Source organism: Rhizobium sp. RU33A, from assembly GCF_900156055.1.
In the GTDB taxonomy this organism is placed as follows: domain Bacteria; phylum Pseudomonadota; class Alphaproteobacteria; order Rhizobiales; family Rhizobiaceae; genus Allorhizobium.
The window spans coordinates 1-10,079 of record NZ_FTMQ01000017.1 but is presented as its reverse complement, the minus strand read 5'-3'; the positions used below and the strand labels follow the sequence as shown (position 1 = coordinate 10,079).

Genomic DNA, 10,079 nt, shown 5'->3' with positions numbered 1-10,079 from the left:
CAAAGTTGCGCTCTTGGCGCGGGGTGGAGCAGCCCGGTAGCTCGTCAGGCTCATAACCTGAAGGCCGCAGGTTCAAATCCTGCCCCCGCAACCAAATCATCCCCAAATGAATACACAATCGGAAACCGTCAGGCCTCCCGCTCAGTCGTGGAAGCACGCAAGAGCGTCATAAAGTCCAGCTTCTCCTCAGTCCTCATGCACTCCGTTGCCTTGACTCGGCGCGCGTACTTCGCATGCAGCGCACCGCGCTATTGCGCAGTTTGCTCATCAACCGCCTTGATCGCGGCGAGGATGGCAGTAACCTGCCGTGAACCGTCAGCTTGGCGGTCTTGCCGTCAGGTGACGGCAGCACGACAACCTTCTGGACCAGAGCAAAATTACTTCGTGGGCTTTCGTCAGAAACGCGACTAATACTGGTGGCTGTAAACTGCGCATACTGCAGGCTCACACGATGGGGACATGGTGACAGGCACTGGCACATCGGCAAATCCCGGCTGCTCCGGCCTGCAAACCTCCAAGCGTGTCTGCCTGCTGGGCGCCACCGGCACGATCGGTCGTGCGACATCTGCGGCTCTCGTGCGGCGGGGATATGAGGTGGTCTGTTTTGTCCGGCCGCCTGCTGTTGCCAGTGGCGCGAGCGTTCCAACGACACTCTCTCAAATGCTGAAGGGTGCATCCCTCCGGTTTGTGGATGTCTCCGATCCCGTATCACTGGATCGCGACGGATTTTCCGGCTCCGGTTTCGACGCCGTGATTTCCTGCATGGCCTCACGCACCGGTGCGCCGAAAGATGCCTGGGCCATCGACCACCGCGGGCAGCTCAACGTGCTGGAAGCGGCGCAGCGTGCAGGCGTTGATCACTTCGTCCTTTTGTCTGCCATCTGCGTGCAGAAGCCGCTCCTCGCCTTTCAACAGGCGAAGCTGGCGTTTGAGGCAGCCCTTATGGCGTCCGGTCTGCGCTATTCCATCGTGCGCCCGACTGCCTTCTTCAAATCCTTGTCCGGTCAGATCGACCGCGTCCGCAATGGTCGCCCTTTCCTGATCTTCGGAGACGGCACACTGACCTCCTGCAAGCCCATCAGCGATGGCGATCTGGGTGACTATCTTGTCTCCTGCCTGGAAGATGCGCGCCTGTGGAACTGCATCTTGCCGATCGGTGGGCCGGGTGAGGCGATCACACCACGCCAGCAGGGCGAGGCACTCTTTGAAATCCTCGGGCGCCAGCCGAAGTTTCGATGCGTTCCTATCGCCTTGCTCGACGGCATTATCGGTAGCCTCGCGACTCTTGGCCTGATCGCACCGGCCCTGCGCGAGAAGGCGGAACTCGCGCGGATCGGCCGCTACTACGCAACCGAGTCCATGCTGGTGCTCGATCCGCACACAGGGCGGTACGATGCAAATGCCACGCCTTCGACAGGCTCCCAGACTTTGTTCGACTTTTACCGCACTGTCGTGGCCGGCGGCGACCTGCCTGACAGGGGAGACCACGCCGTCTTCTAGCTTGCCGTGTGGGCTGAACGGTCTGCAGTCCGACGGACGCAAGGTTCTGTTGCCATGCGAGCGCCAGGAGAGTGGTAGGTTGAGACAATCCGAAGGCATGATGCGGAGCAGGATATGGCCAGAAGAGGGAAGAGGATGATGACAATCTTTGCCTGGCTGGCCGGGCTCATTGTCCTTGGGATCATCGCCATGTCCGTCTGGCTTTATCAGCCCGACAAACCGCGTGCAGCGTTGGAAGAAATCTATAAAGGCGACTATCGCACTGTCGACGGGGTTCGTCTGCGGCTGCGCGACACCGGCCCGTCGGACGCCGAGGCCATTGTCATGCTCCACGGGTTCGGTGCCAGCCTGGAGACCTGGGAGGAATGGGCAAAGGCCTTGTCGACGCGCTACCGGGTTGTTCGGTTCGACTTGCCGGGATTTGGGCTGACCGGGCCAGATCCGACGGGCGACTATACCGACGCTCGCACCATGAAGATCCTGCATGAGTTGATGGATCAGCTGGATGTGGACCGCGCCAGCCTGATCGGCAATTCCTTGGGCGGACGCATTGCCTGGAACTTCGCCGCCCTGCATCCGGATCGGATGATCAATCTCATCCTGGTTTCTCCCGACGGTTACGCCAGTCCAGGCTTCGACTATGACAAGCAATCAGCGACGCCGCTGATCATGCGTGCTCTGCCCTATACGGCCCCGCGCAGCCTGTTGAAGGCCAATCTGGCCGCCGCCTATGGAAACCCTGAAGCCCTCAGCGAGGCGAGCGTCACCCGCTACCATGACATGATGCTGGCACCTGGCGTGCGACCGGCAATCCTCGAACGCCTGCGCCAGGTGATCCTGCTCGAACCTGGTCCAACGCTCGCCCGTATCAAGGCCCCGACGCTGCTTCTCTGGGGCGAGAAAGACGGCATGATCCCGATCAGCAACGCGGATGACTACTTGCAAGACCTACCCAGTGCGACGCTAGTCCGCCTGCCGGGCCTTGGCCATCTGCCCTTCGAGGAAGATCCGGTTCAGTCACTCATCCCCTTGGAGCGTTTCCTGTCAGACCAGGCCCCATAGAGGATCCATTGAAGCAGGGTTGCCAAGTTTGGATGACGTATGCGCACCAAAGCCGGCGCTTTTCAGTGTGACGACAAGTGTTGAAACCACCACTTCTGTAACGACACAAGAAAACAGGCAGCCTCTCTGATGTCTGCACCGCCATAGGGTACAAAGTCCCTCCTGGCTTTCCGACCTTCAGGGAGTTTTTCGTTCGACCAAGCGACATGGCGCTGGCCCGTCGCATCCAACACTCTTGAGACTAGGAAACTGTGCATTCCAGGTCGTCTGGGCCGTACAGGTCAGCAAGAGGGGGCGGGGAAACCCGGCGAACACATGGTACAGCTCAACAAGAACGATCTGGATTTCATTCTGCGTCAGATCAAGATCGCGGAAGCGCATGTCGAGGCTTCCAATGCTGGCGTCGATCCAAGGGTGGCCCTCGAGGACCTGGTTTCGAGCCCGCTTCTGCCATATGGCCTGCGAACGGTCGACGGCTCCTTCAACAACTTCCAGCCGGGGATGACCCGCTTCGGATCGGCCGACCAGCCGATGGTTCGTCTGCTGGACGCCCAGTTCCTACCGGCGGAAAACAATCCGCGGACCGGCACGCCCACGAGTTATGCCCAGACATCCGGCAGCGTCTATGACAGCCAGCCGCGCATCATTTCCAACCTGGTTGCCGATCAATCGATCAACAATCCGGCTGCCATTTCGGGTGCTCTCGCCTCCTTGGGCATCACCGGTGCGGAGGCGCTTGCAATCGTCGGTGAGGTCATGCAGCTGCAGGCGGCCGCGAGGGCCGCTCATACGGCGGTTGCCGGAGCCGTCGACGCAGCTCAGGCACAATATGATGCCGCCGATGCGGTCGTCGTGTCTGCCGCGGCCGCTGTCGAGGATGCCGAAGATGCGCTTGCGACGGCCAATAGCGCGTTACAGCCGGCGCTGGCCGCGCAAGCCACGGCCGCAGCTGCGCTCGTTGCCGCAAATGCAGCGCTGGCGGGTCATGCCCCGACATTGTCCGGCGCCCAATCGGCAGCCATCGTGGCAGAGACTGCCGTCAATGATGCGCAGGCCGAAGTCGATACCGCGACCCTTGCGCGCAACATCGCCTTTGCCGAAATGGGTCTTGCCGAGCAGGCCATGCAGGCAGCGCTGGTCCAGTTCCAGGCAAATCCGTCTGGTGCGAATGCGGCCGCCTATAATGTGGCCTTCGAGGCCTACCAGGACGCGTCCCTGATCTATCAGAATGCGGCCGAAGTGCTCGAGGATGCCGACGCCGCGCTCGACGCGGCACAGGCGCTCCAGTCTACAGCCGTTGGGGATCTGCAATCGGCGATTCTGCTGCAGCAAACACTGGCGGATGCCGTGAGCGATGCCCAAGCGGATCTGTCGGCTGCTAATCTGGCTGTGACGACGGCAAATGCGTCCGTCGACACCGCGGAAACGGCTCTGGACATTGCCAATGACGCCTTGGTCGCTGCGACGGAAATCCGCAATGCCATACCGACTGAGGACGCTGCGACGGAGGCCGCTGAAGCTGCGGCAGCGGCGGCCGATGCTGCCGTCATCTCGGAGTTGACGTCACATGGAGTCGAGATGGATGGCGACAACGTCTTCATCAAGAATATCGCTGCGGACCTTGGAGATACGGCCTCTTTCAACGGCTTCATGACCATTTTCGGCCAGTTCTTCGACCATGGCCTCGACCTCACCACCAAGGGCAGCTCGGGGTCGGTCTACATTCCGCTGCAGCCGGACGATCCGCTTTACATTGAGGGCAGCCCGACCAACTTCATGGTTCTCACCCGTGCCACCAATGATCCTGGAGCCGATGGCATTCTCGGCACTGCCGATGATGTGCGGGACCACACCAATGAGACGACACCGTGGATTGACCTCAACCAGGTCTACACGTCGAACCCGTCGCACCAGGTTTTCCTGCGCGAGTATGTGCTCGTGGGGGGCAAGCCGGTCGCGACCGGCCAAATGCTGGAAAGTGCAACCGGAGGACCGCCGACCTGGAAGGATATCAAGAACCAGGCGGAATTCGTCCTCGGCATCAAGCTGCATGATCTGAACGTACATGCCGTGCCGGCCGTTCTCACCGATTTCTACGGTGAATTCGTGCGCGGCGAGAACGGGTTCCCGCAGCTGGTGACGCCGGACGAGGCTATGGAGGGGAACCTTCTGGACCCCGTCGATGCCATGCAGGCCGTTTCGGCCGGACGCGCATTCCTCAACGACATCGCCCATGATGCCGTGCCGGGCGAGTATGTGGTGACGCGCACGATGCAGGGCCAGACCACCTATGCCCTGAAAACCCCCGATGCTGATCTCTCGACCGGAAATGCCCAGGCAACCGCCAACGATTTCGGTGGGGTGTCCACATACGACAATGAACTTCTCGACCGTCACTTTATTGTCGGCGACGGACGCGGCAACGAGAACATCGCGCTGACTGCGACCCATGCCATGTTCCATGGCGAGCACAATCGACAGGTCGAGGAGGTCAAGAAGACCTTGATCGCGGAAGGCGATCTCGCCTTCCTGAACGAATGGCTTACTGTTGATCTCACCACGGGCCAATTCGCGGCCTTGCAACAGGGCTATGCTGCCGCGGCCAACAAGGAAGCCTTCCTCGCAGCTCAGCCGCTCGTCTGGGATGGCGAACGCCTGTTCCAAGCCGCCCGCTTCTCGACGGAAATGGTCTACCAGCACCTCGTCTTCGAAGAGTTCGTCCGCGCCATTGCGCCCCAGATCGATCCGTTCGTCTTCTCGAACTCCGTCGAGATCGACAGTGCGATCTTCGAAGAGTTCGCCCAGGTCGTTTATCGTTTCGGCCACTCGATGCTCAATGAGAATGTCGATATCCTCAAATTTGCCAATGGTCAGGTCAGCGCGCAAGAGCAGGGCCTGATCGACGCTTTCCTCGATCCGGTCATGTTCGACGCCCAGGGCGTCGACGCGCATGCCGCCGCCGGTGCCATCCTGCGCGGGATGACGCGCCAGGCCGGCAACGAAATCGACGAGTTCATGACCAGCGCGCTGCGCGACAACCTGGTGGGCCTGCCGCTCGATCTTGCGGCGCTCAACATTGCCCGCGCCCGGGAAACCGGAATACCTTCGCTCAACGAAGCGCGCCGACAGATTTTCGAGCAAACCCAGGACACCTATCTCAAGCCCTATGAGAGCTGGGTCGATTTCGCCCAGAATTTGAAAAACCCGCTGTCTATCGTGAACTTCATCGCGGCCTACGGCACGCATGCCACGATCCTGGCAGCTACCACAGCCGAAGCCAAGCGTGATGCGGCCTGGGATCTCGTCTTCGGCGGTGCTGGCGCTCCGTCCGACCGTCTCGACTTCCTCAGCGCAACTGGCGACTATGCGGGCGGCACGCTCGGCGGTCTCAACAAGGTCGATTTCTGGATCGGTGGCCTCGCCGAGACCCTCATGCCCTTCGGCGGCATGCTCGGCTCCACCTTCACCTTCGTCTTCGAGCTGCAGATCGAAAAGCTGCAGAATGGTGACCGCTTCTACTATCTCAGCCGCACCCAGGGCCTCAATCTGCTCACGGAGCTCGAAAGCGACAGCTTCGCCGACCTGATCCGTCGCAACACTGATACCGAGGAAATCGGCCTGCATATCAATGGCGCGGCGTTCCAGACCGCCGATTACATCATCGAGATGGATCAGTCCCGACAGTACAACGAGGAGCTTGGAGACAACGGAAACGCCGACCCTACCCGCGCGCCTGATGTGATCTCCGCCATCACAGGGACCGAGAGCCTCGTCACCCGCGCTCAGGACTACATCAAGTATAATGGCGGCGAGCATGTCGTGCTCGGTGGCACCAACCGGTCGGAAACGATCATCGGCGGTGCCGGCGACGACACGATCTGGGGCGAGGGCGGCGACGACCGGATCGAAGGCGGCTACGGCGTCGACCACATTCATGGCGGCGAAGGCTCCGACATCATCACCGACAGCGGCACCGATATCGGCGCGGCCGACGTGCTGAAGGGTGAGGCCGGCGACGACCTGATCAATGGCGGCATGGGGCTCGACCTCGTTTTCGGTGGCGACGGTTCCGACATCCTGTCCGGCGGCTCGGAAGCCAAGAGCATCTTTGGTGGCGAGGGCGACGACTACATCCGCTCGGCCTCGGGTGGTGGCGGCGTCGTATATGGCAATGAAGGCGACGACTGGATGGAAGGCCAGGGGAACATGAACACCCTGACCGGAGACAATTCGGAGCTGTTCTTCAACTCCCGTGTCATCGGACACGACATCATGATTTCGGGCGAGAACGACACGGATTTCGACGCCGAGTCCGGCGACGACATCATGGTGCAGGGCATCGGTATCAACCGCAGCAACGGCATGGCCGGCTTCGACTGGACGACATTCAAGGGCAATGACTACGACGCCGATGCCGACATGAATGTCAGCATCTTCGTCAATCAGCAGAACAACATCCTGCGGGACCGCTACGATCTCGTCGAAGGGCTGTCCGGCTGGAAGAACAATGACAGCTTGACGGGACGTGACGTCGTCATTGGCGGTTACGATGCGGCCGGCAATGCGGCCCAGGTCACCCCGGATGCTCCGATCGAGAGCTTCTCCAACGCGCTTCTCGAAAAGAACGTCGACAACATCACAGGGCTACGTGAGTTGGTGGCGCATCTTGAGCGCTTCACGCTGACCAACCCGAACAATGCCAATGGTGACAGCCAGATCGCCGTGATGGATACATCCGACGGATCCGACATCCTGCTCGGCGGCGGTGGCTCCGACATGATCCGCGGCATGGGCGGCAATGATATCATCGACGGCGACAAGTGGCTCAATGTCCGCATCCGGATCGACGCACCGGGAGGCCCATACACGGCCGACAGCCTGGCAGGCCTTGTCTACCTGGAATCCGATCTCGTCAACGGCATGCTGAAGGCGAATGCCATTGCACAGCTGGAAGGTGCTACGCTCGACAGCCTGCTCTTCAGCCGTACCTTCAGGCCAGGGCAGCTGGCCATGGTCCGTGAAATCGTCGATGGCAGCGGCGCTGACGATGTCGATACTGCCTTCTACTACGACAACTTCGAGAACTACGAGATCACCTACAACGATGACGGCAGCGTCACCGTCGCTCATGTCAACCCCACGGCAGGCGTCGTGGACACGGTATCCGGCCGCAATTTGCAGGCCGAGGGCACGGACCGGTTGTTCAACATCGAGAAGATCCAGTTTGCCGACCGGGTGCTCGACCTGCGCAATATCGCGCCGGAAATTGCGCTCGATGGCTTCGACACTGTGACATCTGTTTTCGCTGACAACTTCAACACAGCGAGCGCCACCAACAATACAGGCACAAGCAGCTTCACCTCGGGATGGGTCGAGGCGGGCGACGGGACCAACTCGGTCACGGGCGGAAACGTCCAGATCGACCAGGGAAACAGCAACGAACTCCGCTTCAATCCGAATGCGGCTGACGGTGCAACGATCACCCGGACCCTCGATCTGTCGGGCATGCGGTCGGCGACGGTGAGCTTCAACATGAGTGACGAAGGCGTCAGCGCCGGCGGCTTCTTCGGTGATACTGAAAGACTGCATTTCGAATATGCAGCGGATGGCGTCAACTTTGCCACCTTGGCGACTTTCGATGGCAACAATGGCGGAAACCAGTCGATCACTTTGCCGATCGGAGGAGGCTTCACTTCCAGCGTTGCGATCCGCTTCCGCCTCGAAGGGACACTCGACGCAGGCGGTTTCTTGGTGGCAGCCGAGCGTTTCATCATCGACAACCTGGCGGTCAATGCTGTCGGCACGCAGCCGGTCACGCCGCCCACTCAGGATGTAGCAAGCACATTTGTCGAAGGTCAGGGACCGATTTCGGTCGGTTCGGAGCCGTTGATCACCGATGACGGAGAAATCCTGGTCTCGGCCCGGGTGGTTCTCACCAATGCCCAGGCCGGTGACAGCCTCGCCGTGGGTGGGCTGCCAAACGGCATTACCGCGATGACGACGCAAGCGGGCGGTGCGATCGTGGTGACGCTTGCCGGTGAAGCGACGCTTTCGGCCTATCAGGCAGCGATTCAGGCGATCACCTTCGCCAACGGTTCGGACGCACCTTCCGTTACACCGCGGGTTATCGAAGTCACCGTCAATGATGGGCGTCTCGACAGCGAGCCGGCCACCCATACGGTGAACATCACGCCTGTCGACGATCCAACCAATGCGAACAACGACACGGTCATCACGAACATCAGCCGTGGCACTGCGATCGTCATCCCGGAATGGGCGCTGCTCTACAACGACAGCGACCCGGACAATGTGCTCGACGTCACCGCCGTTTCGACGACTGGCCAAAGCAGCCTTACCGGAGTGAACCTCATCAGCAATCCAGGATCGGTGACCTTCACCGATCCGACGAATGCCGGGGCCGGCGGCAGCTTCGGCTACACTGCGACCGGGGGGAACAGCGATACAGCAACTGTCACCTTGTCACAGAACCAAGGCACCAACGGCGGCAACGGGAACCAGATTCTGGCGGGGAACAATAGTGCCTCCACCTTCGATGGTGGCGCTGGGAACGACGTGATCCTCGCCGGTGGCGGCGATGACACGATCAACCAGACCAGCAACCAGGGTCGCGACATCATCGATGGTGGCATCGGCAATGACACATATGTCCTGGCTGGAGTTGGCGGCCAGAATGGTGCCGAGCGGTTCCGAATCTATGCCGTGACCAACAACCAGAATGCCGCACTGGCGGCTATGCTGGGCACGGTTTTCCTGCCGACGACCGAGATCGTCGTCACCCGCGCATTGGCGGATGGCGTCGAGAGCGTGGTTGCCGAGCTCGACAACATCGAGGAGATCAGGATCAATACGCTGAATGTCTCCCAGAACAACAACAATGGTGGACCGGACGGCGGTGCCAATGGCGGCGACATTATCGAGGTCATCGGCAATTTCGACACGACGAGCCTGAACTACTCGACCATCACCATTGATGGTTCTGCAGGCGACGACACCGTCGATATTTCGGGCCTCAGTTCCGCCCACCGGATCGTCTTCCGCTCGAATGGCGGCAATGACACCATCATTGGCGGCTTGCGGTCCCAGGATGTCGTCGAGGTCGCGGCGGATGCCAATCCGGAAGACTACAGCGAAACCGACAATGGCGACGGTACGACGACACTCTCCAATGGCAGCCATTCGCTGACCTTTACCGGTCAGGCGCCGGCCCTGGTCGGTGCCGGTGAAGGCGAGGACCACGACGACGGCCCGGATGATGGTGGTGCTGACGATGATGATGTGGTCGTGCCTCCGACGACGGGAAGTTCACCCCTCACGCTGATCGGGACAGCCTCATCGGATGCGCTTGTTGGCGCTGGTGGTGACGACACGATCCTGGGTGGTTCTGGGACGGATGTTCTGGCGGGTCAGGGCGGCTCGGACATTCTGCGTGGCGAGGACGGCGACGATGTGGTGTCGGGCGGTGACGGCAATGACGTCATCAATGCCGGGCTCGGCGA

At 60.7% G+C, this 10,079-nt stretch carries 3 protein-coding genes and 1 tRNA gene; all 4 read left to right on the top strand.

All coding sequences use genetic code 11. The annotated features are described in order from the left end of the window. Positions 1 to 17 precede the first annotated feature (17 nt). Positions 18 to 94: transfer RNA gene (locus BW978_RS23005), tRNA-Met, on the top strand. 434 nt (positions 95 to 528) lie between these two features. After that, a complete protein-coding gene (locus BW978_RS23000) occupies positions 529 to 1,500 on the top strand; it encodes an NAD(P)H-binding protein (protein WP_076398604.1) in 972 nt (323 codons plus the stop codon). Positions 1,501 to 1,638: 138 nt separating this feature from the next. Continuing rightward, complete coding sequence (locus BW978_RS22995) at positions 1,639 to 2,562, top strand: alpha/beta fold hydrolase (RefSeq protein WP_083697700.1); 924 nt, start codon at positions 1,639 to 1,641, stop codon at positions 2,560 to 2,562. Between the two features lie 315 nt (positions 2,563 to 2,877). After that, positions 2,878 to 10,079, top strand: a 7,202-nt coding sequence (locus tag BW978_RS22990) for a peroxidase family protein (RefSeq protein ID WP_280173608.1), incomplete at its 3' end; no start/stop codon positions are given.

Excerpts from the sequence above, each read along its gene's own strand:
- BW978_RS22995 (WP_083697700.1), top strand. The coding sequence starts at position 1,639 with ATGACAATCTTTGCCTGGCTGGCCGGGCTCATTGTCCTTGGGATCATC.